The 24,151-nt window shown below is 66.5% G+C and carries 23 protein-coding genes, 1 tRNA gene and 1 pseudogene; 12 read left to right on the top strand and 13 right to left on the bottom strand.

Annotation, left to right across the window (positions count from 1 at the left end; translation table 11 throughout):
- Positions 1 to 62 precede the first annotated feature (62 nt).
- Positions 63 to 617, top strand: coding sequence for a copper chaperone PCu(A)C (locus G335_RS0104300; protein ID WP_018175990.1), 555 nt, complete (start codon positions 63 to 65; stop codon positions 615 to 617).
- Between the two features lie 41 nt (positions 618 to 658).
- On the opposite strand, the gene G335_RS0104295 is transcribed toward G335_RS0104300, so the two are convergent.
- Together G335_RS0104295 and G335_RS0104290 are read right to left on the bottom strand one after the other, a co-directional pair.
- Positions 659 to 1,516 (bottom strand): peptidylprolyl isomerase, encoded by an 858-nt coding sequence (locus G335_RS0104295; protein ID WP_018175989.1) that lies wholly within the window; start codon positions 1,514 to 1,516, stop codon positions 659 to 661.
- Positions 1,516 to 1,812, bottom strand: coding sequence for a YciI family protein (locus G335_RS0104290; protein ID WP_018144390.1), 297 nt, complete (start codon positions 1,810 to 1,812; stop codon positions 1,516 to 1,518). Before G335_RS0104290 ends, G335_RS0104295 begins: the two co-directional genes overlap by 1 nt.
- Before the next feature lie 412 nt (positions 1,813 to 2,224).
- Here G335_RS0104290 and G335_RS0104285 point away from each other — a divergent pair, with 412 nt between their 5' ends.
- Genes G335_RS0104285 through scpB form a run of 5 tightly spaced genes read left to right on the top strand, consistent with a single transcriptional unit; the run spans position 2,225 to position 7,142 of the window.
- Entirely contained in the window at positions 2,225 to 2,839 is a 615-nt protein-coding gene (locus G335_RS0104285) for an L-threonylcarbamoyladenylate synthase (RefSeq protein WP_018144389.1), read from the top strand.
- Between the two features lie 50 nt (positions 2,840 to 2,889).
- On the top strand, positions 2,890 to 4,257 hold the full coding sequence (locus G335_RS0104280) for a DUF945 family protein (protein WP_018144388.1): 1,368 nt from the start codon (positions 2,890 to 2,892) through the stop codon (positions 4,255 to 4,257).
- 57 nt (positions 4,258 to 4,314) lie between these two features.
- A complete protein-coding gene (locus G335_RS0104275; protein WP_018144387.1) occupies positions 4,315 to 5,535 on the top strand; it encodes a tryptophan--tRNA ligase in 1,221 nt (406 codons plus the stop codon).
- A 15-nt stretch (positions 5,536 to 5,550) separates the two neighbouring features.
- Positions 5,551 to 6,420 carry a ScpA family protein gene (locus G335_RS0104270; RefSeq protein ID WP_018144386.1) on the top strand — a complete coding sequence of 290 codons (870 nt, stop codon included), beginning with the start codon at positions 5,551 to 5,553 and terminating at the stop codon, positions 6,418 to 6,420.
- Positions 6,417 to 7,142 (top strand): SMC-Scp complex subunit ScpB, encoded by a 726-nt coding sequence (gene scpB, locus G335_RS0104265; protein ID WP_018144385.1) that lies wholly within the window; start codon positions 6,417 to 6,419, stop codon positions 7,140 to 7,142. The genes G335_RS0104270 and scpB overlap by 4 nt, the downstream gene beginning before the upstream one ends.
- Before the next feature lie 2 nt (positions 7,143 to 7,144).
- Here the strand turns inward: scpB and G335_RS0104260 are convergent, their stop codons facing one another.
- A complete protein-coding gene (locus G335_RS0104260) occupies positions 7,145 to 7,954 on the bottom strand; it encodes an FKBP-type peptidyl-prolyl cis-trans isomerase (protein ID WP_018144384.1) in 810 nt (269 codons plus the stop codon).
- A 257-nt stretch (positions 7,955 to 8,211) separates the two neighbouring features.
- On the opposite strand from G335_RS0104260, the gene G335_RS0104255 reads away from it, so the two are divergent.
- Both G335_RS0104255 and G335_RS0104250 read left to right on the top strand, forming a co-directional pair.
- Entirely contained in the window at positions 8,212 to 9,543 is a 1,332-nt protein-coding gene (locus G335_RS0104255) for a sulfite oxidase (RefSeq protein ID WP_018144383.1), read from the top strand.
- A 9-nt stretch (positions 9,544 to 9,552) separates the two neighbouring features.
- Positions 9,553 to 9,879, top strand: coding sequence for a hypothetical protein (locus G335_RS0104250; RefSeq protein WP_018144382.1), 327 nt, complete (start codon positions 9,553 to 9,555; stop codon positions 9,877 to 9,879).
- A 102-nt stretch (positions 9,880 to 9,981) separates the two neighbouring features.
- Here G335_RS0104250 and rlmKL read toward each other — a convergent pair whose 3' ends face one another.
- The 6 genes from rlmKL to G335_RS0104220 form a co-directional block, all read right to left on the bottom strand.
- A complete protein-coding gene (gene rlmKL / locus G335_RS0104245; protein WP_018175988.1) occupies positions 9,982 to 12,204 on the bottom strand; it encodes a bifunctional 23S rRNA (guanine(2069)-N(7))-methyltransferase RlmK/23S rRNA (guanine(2445)-N(2))-methyltransferase RlmL in 2,223 nt (740 codons plus the stop codon).
- A gap of 82 nt (positions 12,205 to 12,286) precedes the next feature.
- Positions 12,287 to 13,072, bottom strand: a complete 786-nt coding sequence (locus G335_RS0104240; RefSeq protein ID WP_018144380.1) for an ABC transporter permease — start codon at positions 13,070 to 13,072, stop codon at positions 12,287 to 12,289.
- 4 nt (positions 13,073 to 13,076) lie between these two features.
- The gene (locus G335_RS0104235) at positions 13,077 to 13,982 is read right to left on the bottom strand and encodes an ABC transporter ATP-binding protein (protein WP_018175987.1); all 906 of its coding nucleotides are present in this window, start codon (positions 13,980 to 13,982) and stop codon (positions 13,077 to 13,079) included.
- Positions 13,983 to 14,117: 135 nt separating this feature from the next.
- Positions 14,118 to 14,564 carry a DsrE family protein gene (locus G335_RS0104230; protein WP_018144378.1) on the bottom strand — a complete coding sequence of 149 codons (447 nt, stop codon included), beginning with the start codon at positions 14,562 to 14,564 and terminating at the stop codon, positions 14,118 to 14,120.
- 296 nt (positions 14,565 to 14,860) lie between these two features.
- On the bottom strand, positions 14,861 to 15,307 hold the full coding sequence (locus G335_RS0104225; RefSeq protein ID WP_018144377.1) for a DsrE family protein: 447 nt from the start codon (positions 15,305 to 15,307) through the stop codon (positions 14,861 to 14,863).
- A 192-nt stretch (positions 15,308 to 15,499) separates the two neighbouring features.
- Positions 15,500 to 16,363 carry a DMT family transporter gene (locus tag G335_RS0104220; RefSeq protein WP_018144376.1) on the bottom strand — a complete coding sequence of 288 codons (864 nt, stop codon included), beginning with the start codon at positions 16,361 to 16,363 and terminating at the stop codon, positions 15,500 to 15,502.
- A 76-nt stretch (positions 16,364 to 16,439) separates the two neighbouring features.
- Between G335_RS0104220 and G335_RS0104215 the strand changes: the two genes are divergently transcribed.
- The gene (locus G335_RS0104215; RefSeq protein ID WP_018144375.1) at positions 16,440 to 17,348 is read left to right on the top strand and encodes an NAD(P)-dependent oxidoreductase; all 909 of its coding nucleotides are present in this window, start codon (positions 16,440 to 16,442) and stop codon (positions 17,346 to 17,348) included.
- Positions 17,349 to 17,362: 14 nt separating this feature from the next.
- On the opposite strand, the gene G335_RS0104210 is transcribed toward G335_RS0104215, so the two are convergent.
- The 3 genes from G335_RS0104210 to G335_RS0104200 all read right to left on the bottom strand — a co-directional run bounded on the left by G335_RS0104210 (position 17,363) and on the right by G335_RS0104200 (position 21,391).
- Positions 17,363 to 18,664, bottom strand: a complete 1,302-nt coding sequence (locus tag G335_RS0104210; RefSeq protein WP_018144374.1) for an NRAMP family divalent metal transporter — start codon at positions 18,662 to 18,664, stop codon at positions 17,363 to 17,365.
- A gap of 242 nt (positions 18,665 to 18,906) precedes the next feature.
- Positions 18,907 to 20,460 carry a membrane-bound lytic murein transglycosylase MltF gene (mltF, locus tag G335_RS0104205; protein WP_018175986.1) on the bottom strand — a complete coding sequence of 518 codons (1,554 nt, stop codon included), beginning with the start codon at positions 20,458 to 20,460 and terminating at the stop codon, positions 18,907 to 18,909.
- A 70-nt stretch (positions 20,461 to 20,530) separates the two neighbouring features.
- A complete protein-coding gene (locus G335_RS0104200) occupies positions 20,531 to 21,391 on the bottom strand; it encodes a diiron oxygenase (protein ID WP_026182023.1) in 861 nt (286 codons plus the stop codon).
- 111 nt (positions 21,392 to 21,502) lie between these two features.
- Between G335_RS0104200 and G335_RS0104195 the strand changes: the two genes are divergently transcribed.
- Together G335_RS0104195 and G335_RS0104190 are read left to right on the top strand one after the other, a co-directional pair.
- Complete coding sequence (locus G335_RS0104195) at positions 21,503 to 21,832, top strand: DUF1820 family protein (RefSeq protein WP_018144371.1); 330 nt, start codon at positions 21,503 to 21,505, stop codon at positions 21,830 to 21,832.
- 96 nt (positions 21,833 to 21,928) lie between these two features.
- Positions 21,929 to 22,019 (top strand) — tRNA-Ser (locus G335_RS0104190).
- A gap of 334 nt (positions 22,020 to 22,353) precedes the next feature.
- Here G335_RS0104190 and G335_RS14455 read toward each other — a convergent pair.
- Positions 22,354 to 22,611 (bottom strand): annotated as a pseudogene (locus tag G335_RS14455) (hypothetical protein).
- A 324-nt stretch (positions 22,612 to 22,935) separates the two neighbouring features.
- On the opposite strand from G335_RS14455, the gene G335_RS0104185 reads away from it, so the two are divergent.
- Positions 22,936 to 24,030 carry an IS481 family transposase gene (locus tag G335_RS0104185; RefSeq protein WP_018175985.1) on the top strand — a complete coding sequence of 365 codons (1,095 nt, stop codon included), beginning with the start codon at positions 22,936 to 22,938 and terminating at the stop codon, positions 24,028 to 24,030.
- Positions 24,031 to 24,151 lie beyond the last annotated feature (121 nt).

Raw genomic sequence — 24,151 nt, 5'->3', positions numbered from 1 at the left:
CGCGGTTGCGGTCGGTCCCTATTGTGCCAATATTACGGTTTGCTTAAATGAGGATAAAGGCGATGAAGGGATCCAAGCTGTTTCTTGGCGGCCTTTTGGCGGCGGGTTTGCTGGCGGGCGGCGTTGTGGCTCCGGTCCTGGCCGAGGCGCCGCAGATCTGCGAGTGCCGCGATGGCCTGGAGATGGAGGGGACGCCGTGGATTCGTCTGATGCCGGGCGACATGACGGGGGGGTACTTCGTGCTCCGCAATAGCGGCGATCAGGATTATCGGATCGTTGCGGCGGAGGCGCCCATCGCGAAGGTGGTGGAGCTACACGAGCATGCCCATGTGGATGGCGTGATGCGCATGCGCCAGGTCGACGGCCTGGAACTCCCGGCTGGGGAGACCCTGGTGCTGGAGCCGGGCGGACTGCATCTGATGTTCATCGGCCTGCACGAGCCGCTGACGGCGGGGGACTGGATCCCGGTTCTCCTGGAGTTTGCCGACGGCGAAACCATGGCGATTCATGCCCGGGTGCAGCGGAGCGAGGGTGCCGGTGAGGGGCACCCCCGCGGGCACAATATGGACGGAGACGCTCGCGACATGGGCCACGGGGCCGGGCACGACGGGCACTGAAACGGACGCGGCGTACCCGTTGGGTACACAGCGTTCCGGCCTTACTGGTTGGCGGGCCGGGTCGGGATCTCGACGTCGGCATCCTCGCGCAGCGCCTCCAGATACTCCTGGATGGCACGGCTTTCGAGGATCTCGATCAGCTCCGCGCGCACGTCTTCCAGTTCCGGGACCGGGGTATCGCGGGTTTCCTCCAGGCGGATGATGTGCCAGCCGAAGCGGCTCTCGACCGGTTCCGCGGTGGTCTCGCCCGGTTCCAGCGCCATGGCCGCCTCGCTGAATGCGGGGACCATTTGTTCCGGGGCGAACCAGCCAAGTTCGCCACCACGGGCCGCCGAGCCCGGATCGGTGGAATGGGCCTCGGCCAGTTCGGCAAAGTCCGCGTCGGCCTCCAGCTCTTCGAGCAGTTCGCGGGCGCGTTCCACGTCTTCCACCAGGATGTGCCGCGCGCGATATTCGGTACCGCGGATTTGCTCGATCTGGCGGTTGTACTCCGCTTCGAGGTCCGCCTGGGTGATGTCGAGCTCTGCGGTGATGCGCTCCATCAGCAGCGAAGCCAGCAGGTTGGTCTCGACCATGCGCAGGATGCGCCGGGTCTCGGCATCGGTATCCAGCCCGCGGGCGACCGCCTCCTGACGCAGTAGCTCAAGGCTGATGACTTCCTCCAGCGTGCCGTCGCTCGCGGCCGGGCCGGGATCCTCGTCCATGCCGGCGTAGGCGAACAGGTCGGCGCGGGTGATCGCTTCACCGTTGACGATGGCGACGGTATCGGCGTCCCCGGTATCCGTGGTGACGTCGTCACCGGTGAACTCCGGCGTGGCTTGGTCCTGCGTGTCGCAGGCGGCGAGCAGCCCGGCGAGCGCCAGGGCGCTCAGGGCTATAGTCAGGATGCGCCGCTTCATCAAAACACCTGCTTGAACGGGCGTACGTCGACCGTGGTGTACACGCCGGCCGCCACGTAGGGGTCGGCGTCGGCCCATTCGCGCGCGGCCTCCAGCGAGGGGAACTCCGCGACGATCAGGCTGCCGGTGAAGCCGGCCGGGCCCGGGTCGTTGCTGTCGATGGCGGGGCAGGGGCCGGCCAGGATCAGCCGGCCGTCGTCGCGCAGGGCCTGCAGCCGGGCGACGTGTTCCGGGCGCGCGGCCAGGCGCGCATCCAGCGAATCGGGGGCATCCTCGCCCTGGATCATGTACAGCATCGGCATTCTCCTCGGTAAGGGCACCAGTCTAACGATGTCGGCGGGCGGATGCCGTTAAGGAGACGCTGATTGAATCGCGCGCTCGCGTTGGTGCCCCCTGTTTTCCGAGACAAGGCGCGTCGAGCAGCGGGTAGTGGTTCTACCCGCAAGCGGCGCAACGCAGGATCGGGGAACAGGGGGCACCAACCCCACAAACCATTCAAAGCAGGGGCTCGGCCGCTTTTGCGCGCGCACGGCGTTGCGGCTCCCTTGTGCAGAGTGACTGCACGGCAGTCACCGCGCCTTGTTCGCACGCAAAAGCGACTCGAGCGCGAGGGCGCGATTCAATCAGCGTCTCCTTAAGGGCTCGTTCTTATGGGCGCGCCGGTGGATGCGCTACACTGCGCGGCCGATCACCGCACCGACTTGTCCCATGATCTCGATCCACCCCGATAATCCCCAGCCCCGGCTGATACGGCAGGTCCTGGACCAGCTGCAGGAGGGGGCCGTCATCGCCCTGCCGACGGATGCCTGCTATGCGCTGGCCTGCCTGCCGGGCGACAAGACCGGGGCGGATCGCATTCGCCGCATCCGTCAGGTGGACGAGACCCATCACCTGACGCTGTTGTGCCGCGATCTCTCGGAACTGGGCGTCTACGCGAAGGTGGACAACACCGCCTTTCGCCTGATGAAGGCCCTGACCCCGGGGGCTTACACGTTCATTCTGCCCGCCACCCGCGAGGTCCCGCGGCGGCTGCAGCACCCGAAGCGCCGTACGATCGGCATGCGCGTGCCGGCGAGCCCGATTGTCTCGGCGCTGCTGGAAGAGCTGGGGTCGCCGCTGATGTCCGCGACCCTGCAACTCCCTGGGGATGAAGTCCCGTTGAGCGAGCCCTGGGAGATCGAGGAGCGCCTGGGCAAGGTGGTGGATCTGGTGATTGACGGCGGCGCCGGGACCCTGGAGGCCACCAGCGTGGTGGATCTAACCGGCGACGCGCCCGAGGTGATGCGGCATGGCCTGGGCGACGTGGGATTTCTGGATGAATAGCCCCGGCCGACGGCGGGGATCACGGCGCGGCACGGCCGCAGGGAGGCGCAATGCGTAAGTGGGTGGTTCTTGCGGTGGTGGTGCTGGCAGTGGCGGCCATCTGGCCGGTGGTGGTCGGCACACAGGTCGAGGGTACCGTCGCCGAGACACACGAGGCTCAGCTTGGCGAGGTGTATCTGCGTCACGAGATGCTCGAATACGAGCGCGGCTACCTGGCCGCCAGCGGTCGCAGTCGGCTGATCCTGGAGGATGCCGACGGGCGCTTCGAGATCCCCCTGGTACACGCTGTGCGCCATGGCCTGCTGGGGGCGCGCGGCGATTCCTTCGTGGATCTGGATACCCTGGCCGCCGCGGACGACTCGCTGCTCGCCCACCTGTTGCGCTCGCTGGATCTGCAGGTGCATTCGCGCTCGGGGATCGGCGGTGGCGTGACCACCCGCATTGCGTTCGACGATCTGCGCATGGACCTGATGAGCGTGCCCGAGGTGGCCGAACACGCCGCTACGGTGGGCGGTCCGCTGTGGCTGGATCTTGCGGCGGGCCAGGGGCGCTTCGCCTGGTCGTCCGAGCAGATCCTGGTGAGCCTGGACCTGCCGGAAACGAGATTGTCCGATGACAGCTTCTCGTGGGAGGCGCGCGAGGCGCGTTATGCCACGGTTTTCGAGGCCGATGCCGACGGGGTCTTCGGGCGGCTGCCGGACTACGAAGGCGGCCTGGCGGCGGCCGTGATCGAATTGCGTGAGGGCGAGGCGACCCGCCTTCACCTGGAGCGCCCCCGCCTCGACGCCTTCCAGCATACGAACAACGACCGCATGGATTCGCGCCTGCGGCTGCAGGTCGATCACGCCCGGGTGGATGACGGCGCGGGGGATGCCCTGACGCTGACGGCCCTGGACCTGCAGGCGGGGATCCTGCGCTGGGACCGTCCCAGCATGCTGCAGTTTCTGGCCGAGCTGGAAGCGGTCGACGCGCGTGGCATCGAGGGCGAGCAGCGCAATGCCCTGATCGGCTCGGCCATGATCGATGCCCTGGGCGGCATGATTGAGCACCAGCCGGCGATCCAGTTGCGGGCGTCGCTGAACGACGAGCCGCCCCGGCAGGTCGCGCTGGACGCCGAGCTCGGCCTGCATGGTACGCAGCAAAGTCTGACGACCCGCCCGCTGGAGACCCTGCGGCTGGACAGCGATCTGCGACTCGGGCTGGAATGGGTAGCCGAATTCGACGCCGCGTATCCCGATATCGATCTGGACGCGCAGTTGCATGCCCTGGCTGCGGATGGCTGGGTTCGTCGCGATGCCGAGGCCGGCTACTGGCACGGCACGCTGGCAATGGCGGACGGCCGCGTGCGCATCAACGATGTGGATCGCACGGCGATGCTGCTGGCCATGCTGTTCGCCTTGTCCGGCGGCATGTTCTGAGACGACTGACCGGGCGTGGACGCGCCCGTTTTATTCTGAGAGGAAGGGATAGATTCCGTGAGCAGTAACCAGGGTACCAACCAGCGCGTGATCTCCGGCATGCGCCCCACCGGGCGCCTGCATCTGGGCCACTACCACGGTGTGCTGAAGAACTGGATCGAGTTGCAGCACAACTACGAGTGCTTCTTCTTCGTCGCCGACTGGCATGCGCTGACCACCCATTACGAGGATCCGGGTGACCTGCAGCAGCACGTGACCGAGATGGTCATCGACTGGCTGGCGGCCGGAGTGAGCCCGGGTTCCGCTACGCTGTTCGTGCAGTCGCGCGTGCCGGAGCACGCCGAGTTGCATCTGTTGTTGTCGATGATTACCCCGCTCGGCTGGCTGGAGCGGGTGCCGACCTACAAGGATCAGCAGGAGCAGCTGCGCGAGAAGGACCTGGCGACCTACGGATTCCTCGGCTATCCGGTGCTGCAGAGCGCCGACGTGCTGGCCTACCGCGCCGGCATGGTCCCGGTGGGCGAGGACCAGGTATCGCACCTGGAGGTCACGCGCGAGATCGCACGGCGCTTCAATCACCTCTACGGCCGCGAGCCCGGCTTTGCCGAGAAGGCCGAGGCGGCCGCCGACAAGATGGGCAAGAAGGCCGCCAAGCGCTACCGCGACCTGCGCAAGCGGTTCCAGGAGCAGGGCGAAGAAGAGTCCCTGGAGGTTGCCCGGGCCATGCTCGATTCGCAGCAGAACATCTCGTTGGGGGATCGCGAGCGCCTGTTCGGCTACCTCGAGGGTGGCGGCAAGATCATCCTGCCGGAGCCGCAGCCGCGCCTGACCCCGGCCTCGAAGATGCCGGGCCTGGACGGACGCAAGATGTCCAAGAGCTACGGCAACACCATCAGCCTGCGCACCGAGCCGGCCGAGGTGGAGAGCCTGATCCGTACCATGCCGACGGACCCCGCGCGGGTGCGGCGCACCGATCCGGGGGATCCGGAAAAGTGCCCGGTATGGGATCTGCACAAGGTCTACACCGACGCGAGCCAGCGCGAGGAGCTGCACGCCGGCTGCACCACGGCGGGCATCGGCTGCCTCGACTGCAAGCGCCCGCTGATCGAGGCGGTGCAGGCCGAGCTGGAACCCATCCAGCAACGCGCGAAGGAATACGCCGAGGATCCGGCGCTGGTGCGCTCCATCATCGTCGAGGGCTCCGAGGCCGCCCGCGAAGAGGCCCGCGAGACCCTGGAAGAGGTGCGCCGGGCCATGGGCCTGGACTACCTGCGATGAGCCAGAGTCTGAGGCATGGACCCGTACGCTGACTCGAGCGACGACCTCGAGCGCCCCGCGACCGTCGAGACCGGCGCGCACGGGGAGGTGCTTTATCGTGTGCATGGCGAGCCGGTGGCGGAACTGCCGGCCGATCTCTATATCCCGCCCGACGCCCTGGAGGTCTTTCTCGACTCCTTCGAGGGGCCGCTGGATCTGTTGCTGTACCTGATCCGTCGCCAGAACCTCGACATCCTGTCGATCCCCATCGCCGAGATCACTCGGCAGTACATGGGCTATATCGAGGTAATGCAGGCCCTGCGCCTGGAGTTGGCGGGGGAGTATCTGGTGATGGCCGCCCTGCTGGCCGAGATCAAGTCGCGCATGCTCCTGCCGCGGCCGAAGGAGGCCGAGGCAGACGAGGATGCGGACCCGCGCATGGCGCTGATCCGGCAGCTGCAGGAATACGAACAATTCAAGATCGCCGCCGAACGAGTGGATGCCCTCCCGCGCATGGATCGCGATGTGTTCGCCGCCGGCGCCAGCGTCGAGGCGCTCGAGGGCCCGCCGCCGCCCGGGCCGACGCTGGACGAGCTCATGGAGGCGCTGGCGGCGGTGATGCACCGCGCCAGTCTGATGGCGCACCATCATGTCTCCACCGAGCAGCTGTCGGTGCGCGAACGCATGTCGAACATCCTCGACAGCCTGCATCCCGAACGCTTCACCGATTTCGTGGCTCTGCTTCTGGCTACCGAGGGGCGCCAGGGCGTCGTGGTGTCGTTCCTGGCGGTGCTGGAGCTGACCAAGGCGGGCCTGATCGAGTGGGGCCAGAGCGAACCCTACAGCCCTATCCGGTTGCGCCGGCGTGGGGCGCCCGTGGGAGACGAAGGGGGAGAGCCGGCGTGAGCGAAACCACTGTATCGGACGTGCAGGTGTCTGCCGCCGCCGTTGATGACGAGCAGTTGCGGGCCGTCGAGCTGGCGGTGGAGGCCGTGCTGTTTGCGGCCGCGGAACCGGTGGGGTCGCGCGACCTGAAGGCTGCCTGCGAGGACCTCGGCGAGATCGATCAGGCCTTGCTGGAACGGGCGCTTGGTCGTCTGCAGGAACGCTATAACGATCGCGCGATCGAGCTGGTGCGCTCCGCTGGCGGGTATCGCTTCCGCGTGCGTTCGCGCTTCTCCGCGACCGTGCAGGCCGCCCAGCCCGAGCGCCCGGCGCGGCTGTCACGGGCCCTGCTGGAGACGCTGGCGATCATCGCCTATCGCCAGCCGGTCACCCGCGCCGAGATCGAGGCTGTGCGCGGGGTAGCGGTCAGTACCGGGATCATGCGCACGCTGCAGGAACGCGAGTGGGTACGGGTGGTAGGGCACAAGGAGGTGCCGGGCCGCCCCGCGCTGTACGCGACCACCCGTAGCTTCCTCGACGACCTGGGTCTGCAGCGCCTCGAAGAGCTGCCGCCGCTCGATCAGATCCGCGACCTGGCGGATGTGGCCTCCGACGCGGGCCTTAGCCTGTCGCCACCGGACGCGAAAGAAGACGCTGGTCCGGGCACGAACCAGCGTCTCGATTTCGATGACGGGGATGCCGATCCGGATCCGGAGCCGGCACCCCCGACGCACTCACTCTGAGATCAGCACTGGGCCGTTTCGGCGGTCTTGGGGCAGTCGTGCTGTACCAGGCGATCGTCGTCCAGCCATTCCATGATCCCGTCGGTCACGTTGTAGACGTTCTCGTAGCCAAGGCCGTCGGCCAAAGCGCGGGCGAGGGCGCCGGTGCGGTTGCCCACGCGGCAGATCAGCACGACTTCCTCGTCCGGCTTGACCAGGTTGGTGAACTGCTCGCCAAAGGTCGGGTTGAGCTCGCCATTCTCGTCGAAGGCGGTAATGCGGTAGCTGCCCTCGATCACGCCGGTCTCCGCCCATTCGTCCGGGCGGCGGATGTCGACGATGGTTGCGCCCTCGCGGATCTTCTCGGCCAGGCCTTCGTTGTCCAGCCCGCTAAACGGTGCGCGTTCGACGTCGAGGATCTCGACCTCGAAGCGCAGGGTCGCGTTGGACGGGATGATGTTGCCGGCCCCGCGTTCGCCATAGCCGAGTTCCGGCGGGATGACGATCTCGCGCTTGCCGCCTTCGCGCATGCCCATCACGCCCTGTTCGAAGCCCGGGATCACCTGACCCGCGCCCAGCGTGAGCGCAAATGGCGCGCCGGACTCGCGGCTGGAATCGAACACGCTCCCGTCTTCTTCCAGCGTCCCGGTGTAATGCAGGATGGCCGTGTCATGCCGCACGATCCCGGGCCCTTCGCCGGCTTCGATTTCGTGGATCTCGATGGATGCCGCGGGCTCCGCACTGGCAATGCCGCCTGCGAGCAACGAGCCGATCAGCGCCACTGTAAATATAATAAAACCGGAATATGCGGAATGACAAAAAGTGATCTTCATTGTGTAGCTTCCGTTTATATTAAAAAAGGTTAATAAAAGCTTGTGATCAGCAAGTTGCGAGATCCAATGGGGCCCTATTCTACACCGCATATCGATGATCGAATACAGGCGTTATGTAGAAGTTTCTGGATCTTGTAAAAAATCCCCATTTTTTATTGCAGGCTTTGAAGGCGTTTGCTACAACTCCAAGTGGCTGTCCCAGGGAGAGAGGGGCAGTACATGAGATTTTGTTCCGAGAACAAGCCGGAGGCAGGCAAATGACTGACCACAAGAACGATGGTTCCGAGATGGACCGCAAGTCCGAAGAAGAAACCCGGGAGACCGAACAGCTGACCGAGACGGGCGCCGCCCGTCGCGGTTTCCTGGGTCGCCTGGGCAAGGGCGGTGCCGCCCTGGCCGTGATGGGTCTGGGCGCGGAAACCGCCATGCAGACCATGTTCAACCGCAGCACCCTGTCCAGCGCCGTGGCCGCCGGTATCGATGGATTCAGCGTCGAGGGCAAGGTGGATGGCTTCATCTACTTGAACGATCGCCCGATCAACGGCGAGCTGCCGCCGCACCTGCTGCACGACGAAGTCACCCCGTTCCCCAACATGTTTATTCGCAACAACGGCGTCCCGCCGGCGAAGGACGGCATTGATCCCTCGGAGTGGACCCTGACCGTGAGCGGCGAGGCGGCCAATCGCGAGGTGACCTACTCGATCGACGAGCTGAAGAACAAGTTCGAAAACGTCGAAATGCAGATCTGGATCGAGTGCGGTGGCAACGGCCGTGCCGCCTTCGAACCGTCCCCGCGCGGGAACCAGTGGGATCTGGGTGCCATCGGCTGCCCGACCTGGACGGGCGTGCGCCTGCGTGACGTGCTGGAAGATGTCGGCTACGACGAGGACAAGGCCGTCTACATCGGTTACCAGGCGGGTGATGCCCACCTGAGCGGCCGCGACGACCTCGATGCAATCTCCCGTGGCTGCCCCATGCGCAAGGCGGTGGAAGACGAGACCCTGATCGTCTGGGCGATGAACGGCGAGGACATCCCCGAGCAGCACGGCTATCCGCTGCGCCTGATCACGCCGGGATTCCCGGGCTCCGCGAGCGGCAAGTGGCTGCAGGGCATCCTGATTCGCGACCGCGAGCACGATGGGGCCAAGATGACGGGGCAGAGCTACCGCGTGCCTGCCTACCCGGTCGAGGCCGGAGCCGAGGTCCCGGAAGAAGACATGGTGATCCTCGAGGAGATGCCGGTGAAATCCCTCATCACCTCTCCGGAGACCGGCGTTCGTGTTTCTCAGGGCGACGGCCTGAAGGTCCAGGGCAAGGCCTGGGACGGCTGGGGTGATGTCGAGGAATTGCATGTGTCCATCGACCATGGGCAGACGTGGCAGGAGGCCGATCTCAAGCGGCCGGTCAACAAGTTTGCCTGGCAGCTGTGGGAGGCCGACATCGAGTTCCCGACCACCGGTTTCTACCAGGTCTGGGCCGTGGCGACCAACAGCAAGGGCGAGCGCCAGCCGATGGTGCTTCCTGGCTGGAACCCGCGGGGTTACGGCAACAACAAGGCCCACCACATCGATGTCCACGTAGAAGCCTGAGGAGCTGAAATGAAGTCGAAGAGGGTCCTGCTGCTGCCGGCCATCCTCGGCCTCCTCTGGGTGGTGCCCGCGACTGCGGGCGACCACGTCGAGGCCGCCGAGGAATACGAGACCGATTCGGAAACCGGACTGATCAAGGCGCCGGGGTTCGATACCGTCAAGAACAACTGCACGGTTTGTCACTCGGCCCGGTTGTTCACGAGTCGTGGATACACCCGCAAGATCTGGCTGGAACAGATCCGCTGGATGCAGGACACGCAGGGGCTCTGGGAGTTTTCCCCCGAAGTGGAGGAAGAGATCCTGGACTACCTGGAAACCTTCTACCCACCGAATTGATCGTGACACGGTGAAGACAAAACGCCCCGGGTTTTCCCGGGGCGTTTTTGTGTGTGTGCCCTGTGCAGGGCTGGGCGACGTTGCCCTCGGCGCCCCGCCTCTTTATTCGCGGCCTGCGTGCGTGATGGCCCAGCAGCGATGGGGCGGGGGCGGGCGGCGGTAGTCTTCGTCCAGCGTCTCGCGGGTGATGTCGCGGGCCTCGAGTCCGGTCAGGGCCTCGTGGTCCAGTTCGAAGCGGCGGCGGTTGGTGGAGAAGTAGAGCACCCCATCCGGGGTGAGCAGGCGCGCGGCCAGGAGGATCAGGTGGGCATGGTCGCGCTGCACCTCGAAGTCGTCCTCGGTGCGCTTGGAGTTGGAGAAGGTGGGCGGGTCCAGGAAGATCCGCTCGAACACCATGCCAGGCGTGTCGCTGGCCCCTTCCAGCCAGTGGATCACGTCCTCGCGCAGGAGGGCGTGGGTGCCGGGCTGGCGACGGCTGCGGCCATCGCGGATCTCGGCCTCCAGGCCGTTGGCGCGGAAGTTGTCCTCGGCCCACTCCAGGTAGGTGTTGGACAGATCGACTGATACGGTCTGGCGTGCGCCGCCCACCGCGGCATGCACGCTGACCGCGGCGGTGTAGCAGAACAGGTTCAGCAGGCGCAGGCCGCGGCATTCCTGTTGCAGGCGCAGTCGCATCGGCCGGTGGTCCAGGAACAGCCCGCTGTCGAGGTAGGCATCCAGGTCGACCCACAGGCGGCAGCCGTGCTCGTGCACCGGAAACGGAGCGGGCTGGGCGGTCTCCGCGCGCTGGTACTGCGAGCGTCCCTTCTGTGCCCGGCGCTGCTTGTAATGCAGGTGGGCGGGCTCGACGCCGGTAACCTCCAGCATCGCGGCCAGTGCGCCGCGCAGACGCGCCTCGGCGCGTGCGGGATCGACGCTGGCGGGCGCGGCAAACTCCTGCACATGCAGGTGAACCGTGCCGTCCTCGGCCTCGTAGCGGTCGATCTGCAGGGGGTATTCGGCCAGATCCGTGTCGTAGATGCGATAGCAGGTGATCTCCTGGCGCCGCGCCCAGCGAGCCAGGTGACGCAGGTTCTTCTGCAGGCGGTTGGCGAAATCCGGCGCCGGGGCCGCGGCCGGCTCGTCGCGCCGATGGATCTCGAACTGCAGCAGGTGGCAGGCAAGGGTGCCGTTATAGAAGCGGTGCTTGTGGCTGGCGCGCAGGCCCAGGCGTTGCGAGTCCGTTGTGTCCGCCACCAGCAGGGCGACATGCCAGCCGCCGAAGGCGCTGCGCAGGCGCTCGCCCAGCAGGCTGTAGAGCTTGATCAGTTCCGGGGTGTTGCCGATGCGCTCGCCGTAGGGCGGGTTGCTGACCAGCATGCCGTGGTCGGCCGGGGGCTCCAGGGCCAGGGCATCGGCCTGTTCGAAGCGCGTGCAGTCGCGCACGCCGGCGGCCTGGGCCGCCTTGCGGGCGGCGGCCACCGCCCCCCGGTCGCGGTCGCTGCCCAGTAGCGGCGGGCCCTGCCAGGGGCGCACCGCGTCACGCGCCTCGGCCACGCAGCTGGCCCAGAGCCCGGCGTCGTGGCCGGACCAGCCGTGGGGGCGGAAATCCTCGCGCAGCAGGCCGGGGGCGGTATGGGTGGCCATCAGGGCGGCCTCGATCACGAGGGTGCCGCTGCCGCAGAAGGGGTCGAGGAACTGCGCGTCGGGATGGGTCTCCAGGTGTTCCGGCCAGCCGGCACGCATCAGCAGCGCGGCGGCGAGGTTCTCGCGCAGCGGGGCGTCGCCGCCGCTGCCGCGATAGCCGCGACGGTGCAGGCCACCGTTGCCGAGGTCCAGGCTGATCTGGGCCTGTCGGCCCTGCAGTTGCAGCAGCACGCGCACGTCCGGATCGGCGGCGTCCACGTCGGGGCGTTCGCCGGTGGCGTCGCGGAAGGCGTCGGCGATGCCATCCTTCACGCGCACCCCGGCGAAATGGGTATGCCCGATGTGCGAACTCTTGCCGGTTACGTCCACCGCAAAGGTGGTGTCGAGTCCGAACAGGGCGGGCCAGTCCAGGGCCCGGCTGGCGACGTAGCAGGCATCGCCGTCGGGTTCGTCGAAGCGTACCAGCGGCAGCAGGATGCGGCTGGCCACGCGGCTGCCGAGCAGGCAGCGGTACAGCGTGGCGAGATCCGCGTGAAAGTGGATGCCGGCGCGGTCTTCGCGCAGGTCCAGGGCCCCGAAACCCTCCAGCTCGCGCGCGACCAGCGGGGCGAGTCCGCCGGCGGCCGTGGCCAGGTATTCGCGGTGGTCGGCCGTCGGGTCGAAGGGGGCAATCGGTTCGCCGGAGGGAGACTCGGTCATCGTGGGCTCGGGCTGGCTGGGAAGCCCGACATTCTGGCACAACCGGGTGCCGTGCCGGAGCGGGACTGGGGACTCGCGGCGTTCAGCGCAGCAGGCGCCGGCGGATCAGGTAGGTGGCCAGGATGATGGCGCTCCCGCCGTAGGCGGTGATCACGGCCAGGTGCGGCAGCCAGGCCGCGGGCCAGGTGCCGGTCATCAGCGGACGCACGATCTCCAGTACATGCGCCAGTGGTAGTGCCAGGGCCAGGCCCTGCACCCAGCCGGGCAGTTCGGTCAGCGGAAAGAACACCCCGGACAGCAGCAACATCGGCGTGACGGCCAGGGTGAAGTAGTAGAGGAAGAAGTCGTAGCTGCGCGCCAGGGCGGTAATCACCAGGGCCAGCGCGCCGAAGGTGAACGCGGCGAGGAAGATCACCGGCAGCGCGAGCAGGGCGCGGGCATCGGCGACCAGCCCCAGCACGCTGGCGACGATCAGGATGGTAATGGCGCTGATCAGGCCCTTGGTCGCGGCCCAGACGGCCTCGGCGAAGACGATGTCGTCCAGCGTGAGCGGGGTGGCAAGCATGCCCAGCCAGGTGTTCTGTTCCGCCATGCGGGTGTAGGCGGAATACATGCCCTCGAAGCTCGCGGTGAACATCGCGGACGAGCAGATGATGCCGGAGGCAATGAAGACCATGTAGCGCATGCCGTCGAGATCGCCCACCAGGCTGCCGAAGCCGTAGCCAAAGGCCAGCAGATACAGGATCGGCTCGCCGAAATTGCCCAGCATCGACGGCACGATCAGCTTGCGCCAGACCAGCAGGTTGCGCCGCCAGACGGCGACGAAGCGCAGGCTGGGGCGGGGCAGGATGGGGTGGCCGCCGGACATGGGCTCAGTCCCTCAGCTCGTGGCCGGTGAGCTTGAGGAAGACGTCTTCCAGGTCCGCCTCGCGCAGGGTGGGCTCGTGGCCGAGCGCGCGGAGGCGCTCGCGCAGCCGGTCCGGCTCCGCGGTATAGACCAGCCAGGTGTCGGCGACCTGGTGGGCCCGGTCCTTCGGGCCCAGCTCGCGCTGCAGGACCTCCCCGGCGTCCGTGCCGCCGACCGTCAGGACCCAGGGCTCGATATGCTCGGCGATCAGACGGCTCGGGGCCTCACAGGCGATGATGCGGCCGTGGTCGATGATCGCGATGCGGTCGCACAGTTCCTCGGCTTCTTCCATGTAGTGAGTGGTCAGCACGAGGGTGACGCCCGAGGCGCGCAGCGCCCGAAGCTGGCGCCACAGATGATGCCGGGCCTGCGGGTCGAGACCGGTGGTGGGCTCGTCCAGCACTACCACCTCGGGTTCGTTGATCAGCGCACGGGCCAGGGTCAGGCGCCGCTTCATTCCGCCGGACAGGGCATTGATGCGCGCGCCGCGCTTGTCGTTCAGGTTGACCTGCGCCAGCAGCCGGTCGATGCGCGCCTCCACCTCCGGCCCGGACAGGCCGAAGTAGGCGGCGTAGGTGCGCATGTTCTCGATCACCGTGAAGTCGGGGTCGAGGGTGTCGAACTGCGGCACGATGCCCAGGCGTTCGCGGACCGCGCGCTCGCCCTCGGGCATCGGCAGGCCGAGGACCTCGACCTGCCCGCCGTCGATCGGCGTCATGCCCAGCAGCATGCGCAGGGTAGTGGTCTTGCCGGCGCCGTTGGGCCCCAGCAGGCCGAAGAACTCGCCGGGGGCAATCTCCAGATCCACGCCGTCCACGACCGCAACGCCGTCGTACGCCTTGTACAGCTGCTGAATGGAGATGGCGGACACGGCGGGACTCGTGGCGGATGGAGAATGCATACCATACCGATTCGCGGCGGCACCCCCAATGTCCCCCTGTGATGCCATGAAAAAGGCCCGGATCTCGCGATCCGGGCCGATCTTTCGGCACATTTTCGGAATCTGTTAGGGCCGGCTGTAGGTAAAGCCCTGGTGCTGCAGCCAGGAGATGTGGGCCACGCCGCTCGGGATTACGTCATCCTCGGAGGCGTCGAAGAGTTCTTCGAGGGCGATATTGCGTCCGCGCAGGGTGTTCGCACAGACCTGGAACTCCACGTTCTGCATCTTCAGGTTCTCGATGCGGCCGCGCAGGTTTTCGTTGGTGTTGGCGGTTTGCAGCAGCCCGAGGCCGTCCCCGTGCATCACCACCTTGATCTCCATGTTGTCGGCGCCCACGGCGTTGATATGGTTCTGGATGTTGCCCATCGCGGCCATGTAGCGCCGCTCGTCATCGTAGTTCACGTGGTAGATCACTTTGTGCGTGCCATAGTCGAAGTCGCTCGCGGCCGCCAGGCCGGGGATGCCGAGCACCATGGCGAGCAGGGCGGGAAAGAGCAGTTTCATTGCGTTCATTGCACAGGTTCCTTCTGAAACAACAACGAACCCGGGCGGGTTGCGGTACGCCACGGGGCCTTGCGCCGGGGTTGGCGCGCTGTGACCGGGGGCTTCGCAGGGAAGGCGGTCAACAGGTATGAATAAGACGCCCTGCGCACGCGCCTATTCCCGTCTGCAGCGCCACAAAAAGGTCATGTGCCGTGTGGGGCGGGTTTACGAGTGGAGTCTACTTGCACAAAGAAAAGGGCCCGGGAGACCCGGGCCCGAAGCGACGACCGGGAGATGGCGGTCGCCGGGTGCTTGCTGCAGGGGTATTACGGACGCACGTAGGTGTAGCCCTGCTGCTGCAGGTGCGACAGGTGGGCCACGCCGCTCGGGATGATGTCGTCCTCGGAGGCGTCGTAGAGGTCGTTAGCAATGTCGATGTTCCGGCCAACGACGGTGTTGTTGCACACCTGGAAGTCCACGTCCTGCATCTTCAGCTGATCGACGAAGGCCTTCAGGTCCTCGTTCGATTTGGCGTGCTGCAGCAGGCTGAGCCCGTTGCCGTGCATCACGACCTTGATGCTCATGCGGTCGGCGCCCACGGCGTTGATGTGGTTCTGGATGTTGCGCATCGCGCCGATCTGCCGCTGTTCGTTGTCGTGGTTCACGTGATAGACGACTTTCTGCTCGGAATAGTAGCTATCCGCGAGGGCGGTACCCGGCAGGGCGAATACGGCGGCGGCCATGGCCAGCGGAAGGATGAAGCGTTTGTTCATGATCGGGCTCCTGCGTTTGTTCCCGTGTTTTGTTTTCGATACGCCCGGGGCGTATGCCGCGTTGCAATCAGAGACCGGATCCAGGCGGCGTCCATGCCTCTGGTGTCCGGTTATGGGTAAGACGGGAACCGTTGGCGATTATTCCGATCAAATACAAGATAAGCATTTGATATAAAGTCGAAAATTAGAATATTAGGGTGAGCTTTTTTGGTGCATGCCCCAGGTTGCATGCACGGCCAGGGTGAGCAGGACCAAGCCGCCGGCCAGTAGCGTGAGGGTGCCGGGGGCCTCGGCCAGGAACAGCCAGACCCAGAGGGTGCCGAACACCGCCTCCAGCACCAGGAACAGGGCCACCTCGCCGGCCGGCAGAAAGCGGGTCGACAGGGCGATCAGGGTCAGCGCCAGGGGGAGCTGGAGGAGGCCCATGATCGCCAGGACCGCGAGGCTGTCGAGCCCGACCGCGAGTGGCGTCGCCAGCGGCCATGCGATCAGCGCGGCCAGCATCCCGCCCGCCGCGATCACGGCCAGCCGGTCCACTCGGGGCGAGCGGCGCAGCAGGGTCAGGTTGATGCCGACCACCAAGGCCGCCAGCAGCGCCAGGGCGTCGCCCAGCCAGCCCCCGGCCTCCAGCGAGCCGGCCAACACCCCGACGATCCCGCCGATACAGATCAGCATGGCGATCCAGGTCCGCAGCGGCACCCATTCGCGCAGCAGCAGTCCGGAGAACACGGCCGCGAACAGCGGCGAGGCCGCCAGGATGACCACCACGTTGGCGACCGTGGTGTGCAGGATGCCGAGCACGAACAGGATGGTGGTCGCCGCGAACCCGGCCGCGACCCAGCCGGCATCGCGCCCGCCCAGTCGCAGGTGGGTCCAGGCCCAGCGCCCGTCGAGGATACGCAGCAGCAGGGTCAGGGCGAGGGCCATCAGCAACCCGCGCCAGAAGACGATATCCATGCCCTGGGTGTCGGCCAGGCGCACCAGCAGTCCGTCGAAGCTGAGTGCCATCACGCCGGTGAAGGCGAGCAGGGAGCCGTGCAGGTGTTCGCGTTGCATGATCCGGTTCACCCTCCATGTGCCGCTTTTCCAGCGGGGTTGTTACAGTGCGTGGGTACCGTTTTCGGAGTGCCGTATGTCCGCATCCCAGATCCCGCGCGAACTCCAGCCGATCGGGGCCATTGGCCTCGGCATCATGGGGGCGCCCATGAATCGCAACCTCCTCGCCGCCGGGGCTGACGTCCAGGTCTGGGCGCGCCGGCCGGAGACGGCGGAAGCACTCGCGCAGGATGGGGCGCAGCCATGCACGAGCCTCCCGGAGCTGGTTCGCGGCGTGCGGGTGCTGGTGCTGAATGTCTCCGATACGCCGGATGTCGAGGCGCTGATGCTGGGGCCGGACGGGGTCCTGGAGCATGCCCGTCCCGGACTGGTCGTGATCGATCACAGCACCATCGACCCGATGCGTACCCGCGCCATCGCCCGCGCGGCCGCCGAACGCGAGGTGACCTTCGTGGATGCCCCGGTTTCGGGCGGGGAGCCGGGCGCGCGGGCCGGGACGCTGAGCCTGATGGTGGGCGGGCCGGTCGATGTTGTCGAGAGGCTGCGGCCGATCTTCGAGGTGGTGGGCTCCACCCTGACCCACGTGGGCGACAGCGGCGCGGGACAGATCGCCAAGGCCTGCAACCAGCTGGTGGTGGGCGAGACCCTGGTCGCGGTGGGCGAGGCCTTTGCCCTGGCGGAGCAGTCCGGTGTCGACCCGGCGCGGGTGCGCGAGGCGCTGATGGGCGGGTTTGCCTCTTCGCGCATCCTCGAGGTGCACGGGCAGCGCCTGCTGGACGGCGACTTCGAGCCCGGGTTCCAAGTCGGCCTGTACCACAAGGATCTGGGGATTATCGCCGACCTTAGCCGCGATCTCGGGCTGGCGACGGAGGGGCTCACGCCGGTGCGCGAGGCCGTGGATGCGGCGCTCGAGGCCGGACAGGCGCGGCACGACGTGGCCATCCTGGCGCGATTCTGTGTGCGCGCCAGCGAAGCGGCTTCCTGACGGCTTGCGGCGCTTCAGAGCCCGAAGCGCCAGACCAGCCAGGCCAGCGAGAACCCGCCGAGGAAGACGAGGCCGGCCCAGGCCAGGCCACGCAGGCCGGGACCCGGTTTCGCGGCGGCCGGCACGTCCGGTGACATCACCGCGCGGAAGGTGAGCCAGGCGAGGATCGGAGCGGACAGGAACGACAGGGTGGTGGCGATGTCGACGAAGCGCGTGAACTGCTCGCCGGCCAGCCAGATCAGGGCCAGCGCGCCGGCCGCGACGATCAGCAGGGCGATGCGATAGCCCCACCAGTCCAGCCCGCGCTCGCCCCGGGGGGCGGGTTCCATGTCCTGCGCCTGGTGGCCGTTCTCTCGCAGGGTGCGGATGATCGCCATGATGACCCGCGGATAGGCGTCGGTGACCGCCAGGGTGGTGGAGAACATGGTGGTGAGTGCCGCGATGGCGATCAGCGAGCGGCTCCACTCGCCCAGGCTCTGGGCATAGAGATCCACCAGCTGCGCCGAGAACGCGGCCGCCCCCGGGGCGAAGCCGATGCCGGTGCCGTACATCAGCAATGCCCCCAGCAACATGAATGCAAGCGCCAGCAGGGTGGCGCCGATGAAGCCGAGGCGGAAGTCGAACACGGCCTCGCGCACGCTGGGATGGTGCCCGGTCATGCGGGCGCGTTCCTGGGTCCAGACCGAGTGCCAGGCGGCGACATCCAGCGGGATCGGCATCCAGCCGAGCAGGGCCAGCACGAAGGCGAAGCCGGCGAGGGTCCACAGGCTCGACCATTCCGGTGCGCCGGAGAGGGTCTGCCAGTCCGGGGCCTCCTGGAAGGCCAGGGCGACCGCGACCACCGTCGAAACGCTCAGCGCCGCCATGATGATCTTCATGCCCAGGTCCAGGCCCTTGTAGGCCTCGACCATCAGGAACCCGATGCAGGCCGCCAGGATCAGCGCGGACAGCGCGACCATCGACAGGTCCAGCCCGAACACCAGTGCGAACAGCCCCGCAGTGGTCAGGGTGACCACGGCCTGGATGATGAACAGCGTCCCCAGGGTGACGGCGATGTAGAGTCCTAGGGCCCAGTTGCCAAGGCGGTGGTAGCCGGTGAGCAGGTTATGTCCGGTGGCCGCGGCGTAGCGCGGGCCGAATTCCAGGAAGGGGTACTTGAACAGGCAGGCCAGCAGCACGATCGGGATCAGCAGTAGACCGTATTCGGCCCCGCCCCGGGTGGCCTGGACCAGATGCGAGACGCCCACCGCCGCTCCGGCCATCAGCAGGCCCGGTCCGATGGCGGCGCGCAGGGAGGCGCGGGTGGTAGCGGTCATGGGCCTGGGTCCGGGGGTAAGGGTGTGGGGGTACGGATTCTAGGGAAACACTGATCAATGTACACGTGCGTTTGGGTGTCCCATGTTCCCGATCCTGCCTTGGGTCTGATGGATGGGCAGCGGATCGCAGGACGCCAAGGCCCGCACAGCGCGCCTTGTCTCGAAAAACTTGGGGGATCAACGCGACTCATCAGCGTCGCCCAGGGAAGACGAGGGCGTGCGCTGACCGCGCCCGCCACGCTTCAGAGCGATAGCGGGACGCGACGGTAGACTTTCGGTGCGTTGGGGATATGGTCGCTGCTTGCGGGGAAGCGCTGGATCAACTTGTCGTAATAGCTGCGAATGTTCTGCACGTAGAGCACGGGCTCCCAGCCGCGGGCGTAGCCATAGCGGGTTTGCTCGTGCCATTCGCGTTCCGCCAGGCGTGGCAGCCACTGCATTACGTCCAGCCAGCGATTCGGATCGTCGCCGTTGGTATCGGCCAGGCGCCGGGCGTCATGCAGGTGTCCCAGCCCGACGTTGTAGGCCGCCAGCGTCATCCAGGTGCGATCCGGTTCCGGGATGCGTTCCGGTAGACGCTCACGCAGGTCCAGCAGATAGCGGGTGCCGCCGTCGACGCTGGATGCCGGGTCGGTGCGGTCCTCGACGCCGAGGCCGGACGCGGTGTTCTGGGTCAGCATCATCAGCCCGCGCACCCCGGTGGGGGAGATGGCCTCCGCGTTCCAGTGTGACTCCTGGTAGGCCACGGCGGCGATGAAGCGCCAGTCCAGGCCGTATTCGGCGCCGGCGCGTTCGAACAGGTCGCGAAAGCGATCCAGCTGGTTATCCACGCGCCGGGCGAAGGTCAGGGCGTCCACCAGGTCGTGGGTCTCCAGATGGCCCAGGTAGCGGTCGATCATCAGTTCCAGGTCACGGTTCCCTCGCAGGCGGTCAATGTAGGCCTCCGCCGCGTCGATCAGGCTGCGGTCGAAGCCGGCCGGGAACAGCCAGGTGACGGCCACCCCGCGCTCGAATTCATAGGCGGTACGCAGGTCGGGATGCAAGCGTTGCAGCCGGCCGAACTCCAGGGAGCTCATCAGGGCATAGTCGATTTGGCCCGCGGCCAATGCCTGGCGTTGCGCTTCGGCGGTCCCGATGGGTACCAGCTCGACCGGCGGGTCTCGCGGCTCGTACCCGAGGGTCTCGAACAGGCCCGGATTCGGGGTCTCGGACTCCGGATCCCCTGCCCGGACCGATACCTGTTGCCTCGCCGCGTCGGCGTGGGCCAGATGGGCCCGCAGGCGTTCCGGCAGCGGCGACTGTGCGGTGAGTCCCAGTCGGGTTCCGGCGGGCAGGCTGGCGAGGGCGGGCAGTGCAGCGGTGGATTCGTTGCCGCGCCAGAAGGCGAGAACCTGCTGGATGGCGAGGATCTCCGGACCGCGTTCGATCGTCGGTTCATCGGGGTCCACCAGCAGCCCGGCGGCCAGGTCCGCCCGGTGTTCGCGCAGGCGGCGGTGGGCCTCGGCGGCGGTCTCCACGCGGGTTACGCGAATGCGCGTGCCCAGTTCCTTCGCGAAGCCATGCAGCAGGGCCAGTTCCAGTTGGTCGTGGCCCTCAGTGGCCGCCAGCTCCGAACGCCCCAAAGGCGCTTCGACCAGCACTACCTGCAGTTCCTCGCGGAAGGTCAATTGCTGCAGGGCCGAGGGCGGCTGGAACCAGACCCGCAGGCCGATCATCACCAGCAATACGATGAACACGCCGAGCTCGATCTGGCGCCAGGTCGAGCTCGGGGGGCGAAGGTGGAGGTGCGGGAACATGAACCGATGATACCCAATCGGCCGTGCAGGCAGTGCTAGCCGACGACCGGCGAAGGGCGAGATGGTGACCCTATCGCCAGTTCAGGACCAGGCCCTGGGCGCGGAGGATCTGCAGTGCGGGGTCGACACAGGTATCGATGAAGGCGGCCCGGCGTGGGTTGTCGCGCGCCAGACGGCGGTAGTGTGGGCCCGCGGGCAGGCCCGCGAGCTGGTAGATATCCGCCGTGGGGTAGTAGAAGGCGTGCACGAACTGGCGGAACACCCGCCGCATCAGCGGGCGATAGGCCGCCTTCTGCCAGGTCGGCAGGGTATCCAGGTAGCTTTCCAGCGTGTCGCGGGCATGTGCCATGTGGCGCGCTTCGTCGATCATGTGGGTGGAGACGACGTCATGCACCGTGGGGCTGATCTGGTCACGGCGCTGGTGGATCAGACGGTTCATCCGATCCGGGACCTCCTCGCCGATCATCACTGCGATCCAGAAGATCGAGGACTCGAAGGGGGCAAAGCGGCCGACCAGGGTGGCGAGCCTTGGTTTCGGGAAGCGCCGTTCCGGCAGCTCCAGCCCGCTGCGACGCATGAACTCGATGAACATCAGGCTGTGACCGGCCTCTTCACGCAGCTCGTGCAGGCGGTAGTTCAGCCGGTCCAGGCGGCCGGTCGAGTGCATGGAGATGCGCGAGATGCGTTCCATGAACAGGCCTTCCAGCCACAGCGCGCCACTGATGAAATAGAGAAATTCGTACTGCGAGAGGCGCCGCTTCTGCTCGCCCGACAGCGCGGAATATTCGGGCGTGCCGAACAGCGAGATGGCCTCTTCCGGGATCCAGTAGTCCTCCGAAGACAGCGCATCCCAGCGAACCCGCATGAGCGGATCCTGGTACGGCGAGCTGTTGCGGCTCAAATGATCGAGCAGCTCCTGGGAGGAATTCATCGTTGGCGTGCCGGGACCCATGCGGATAACGCCCGGAATCATACCGACTCTGGCGCTCCGGACCAACGCCAACCCGTTGCAATCTGCGGTTGCTCCCCCATGATGGAGCCCATGGACAAGAATCTGCGGTACCGAATCAATTTTCTGAACAACGGAAAAACGTACGAGCTGTACGCCCGTGACGTTTACCAGGACGAGCTTTACGGTTTCGTCACCATCGAGGGCCTGCTGTTCGGCGAGCGCACACAGGTGGTGGTGGATCCCTCGGAGGAGCGCTTGCGTACCGAGTTCGAGGGTGTGGAGCGCTTCCATGTGCCGATGCATGCGTTGATTCGGATCGACGAGGTCACGGCAGTGGGTACCCCGCGCATTCACGATGCGGGAACTGCCGGGGGCAATGTGCACGCTTTTCCCGGTCTGCCGGGCAAGGGCGGTTCCTGATCCCGCAAGCTGCTGTTTTTCGTCCCCTCCATTGCGCCGCTGCCGCGCCTGGTTTAGGATTCCGCGCTTCGTGACCGTCCAGCGGTTGCGGAAAACGGAGAGGTGGCCGAGCGGTCGAAGGCGCACGCCTGGAAAGTGTGTATACGGTAACCCCGTATCGAGGGTTCGAATCCCTCCCTCTCCGCCAGATTCAAGCAAAGGGGCCAGGTTGGCCCCTTTTGCATTTCCAGCCCCTGGCGTATCGGGATTCGAACCCTCGATCGATCAAGATGATGGTTCGACCGGTGGCGCGAAGCGACACCGGAACGCCGAAGCAGAGCGGAGGCGGCCCGGAGGGCGGCGACCACGTCGCCGTAATCCCTCCCTCTCCGCCAGATTCAAGCAAAGGGGCCAGGTTGGCCCCTTTTGCATGTTTGGCTTTGACGTCTTGTCGTTGCCTTGTCCCGGTTCGTACTCCAGTGTTTACGTGCCTTCGGTCCGCCGCCTGCCAGGCGCTGAACTCGCTGCGCCTTCGGCTCCGCTCAGACATCCAGCGTCTTCTCCCGGCCCGAGGACCCTTCCGCAAGGGGCTCCATACGGGAGGAGAAGGTCAAAACAGACGGTATCTCGTAGGGTGCGGTTGAGCGCAGCGAAACGCACCATCTCCAACGCCTAGCGAACCCCTGATGCGATTCGCTGCGCTCATCCGCATCCTACGTCCCCGGCACCCGCTTCGCGGGTGCGGCACGCAACGGCCACAGGCCGAGCGTGCCGAAGATGTCCGAAGACCTAGCCATCATCCACTGGCAAGAACGCTGGGATAGCCGTTGTTTGGACCTTCACCCCCGTTGTCGTCGCGCCGAGTGGAGAGGCTTTTCGCGGGATTCAAGGCGCTGGATGTTTGAGCGGAGCCGAAGGCGTAGCGAGTTCAGCGCCACCCGCGAAAAGCCTCGGAGCGAGGGAAACCCCGGCCCGCACAGCGGGCCGGGGTCGCGGCAGTCGGGCGTGTTTCTTGGGTACTTGTCAGGTCTCAGGTGGTTACCTACCGTCGGAGAAGGAGCCGCTGTTTCGAGCTCGGGAGTGGCTAGCTACCCTGTTGGCAGAGCCCCACCGGAGGTGATTCGATGTCCAGTGCGATTCACGTGAACGCCCGTACCACCCCGCGGACCCGGCGCGAGATCCAGCAAGCACCGCCGTCGGTCCGTCACCGGGACCTGGCACGCCGCCTGGGCATCAGTCGCCATACGGTGATGAAGTGGCGCCACCGGGAAGACACCCAGGACCGGTCTCACCGCCCGCACCAGATGAAGACGGCCCTGACGCCCGGAGAGGAAGCCATCCTCATCGCGGTACGCGAGTGGCTGTGGCTGTCGCTGGATGATCTGCTGGTCGTGGCCCGCGAGTTCGTGCAGCCGGACCTGAGCCGCGCCGCCCTGGACCGCTGCCTGCGCCGCCACGGCGTGGCCAGCCTGAAGGCGCTGCGGCAGCAGGCCGAGGGGGAGCCGGCGCCACCCCGCAAGGCCTTCAGGGCGTACGTCCCGGGCTTTGTGCATGTGGATGTGAAGTACCTGCCGAAGCTGGCTGAAGAGTCCTCGCGTCGCTATCTGTTCGTGGCGATCGATCGGGCGACTCGCTGGGTCTATCTCGAAGTTCGTTCATCCAAGTCCGGGGCGGCAGCGCGAGACTTTCTGAAACGGCTGCTCGAACGGGCACCGTTCTACGTCACGCATGTACTGACCGACAACGGCAAGGAGTTCACCGACCGTTTTGTGGTCACCGGAGAGCGCCAGCCGACCGGCCGTCACCCATTCGACCGGCTGTGCGCCGAACACGGCATCCAACACCGCCTGACCCAGCCCAGAAAGCCCCAGACGAACGGGATGGTCGAGCGCTTCAACGGGCGCATTGCCGATCTCCTGCGCACGTACCACATCGACTCCAGCGAGCAGATGCAGGATGCCCTGTACCATTACCTGTACTTGTACAACCACGCCATCCAGCAAAAGGCCCTGGGTCACCGAACGCCCGTAGCGGCCCTCAAGGCGTGGCAGCAAACCCACCCCGACTGCTTTCGAAAACGCGTTTATAACCAGCCGAGACCTGACAGGTACTTCTTTGCACGAGCAAAGAAGTACCTCGCGGCGCGCTGGCGAGTCAGCGCATGGCAGGTGGCGGACCGAAAGTACGGAAACACAGAGGACGAACCGGGGCCAGCCTGACCCGGCAGGCGGCCGGACGGAGGCACGTAAAGACTGGCGACGGACCAGGGCCAGCCACCGCAGGCGCAGGCGAAAGAGATCGGGGCTCGAAAAATGATGTCCAGTGTCCGCGGGGCCTAGC

The organism is Thioalkalivibrio sp. AKL8 (assembly GCF_000380525.1).
Lineage (GTDB): Bacteria > Pseudomonadota > Gammaproteobacteria > Ectothiorhodospirales > Ectothiorhodospiraceae > Thioalkalivibrio > Thioalkalivibrio versutus.
This window is presented reverse-complemented; position numbering and strand designations above follow the sequence as displayed.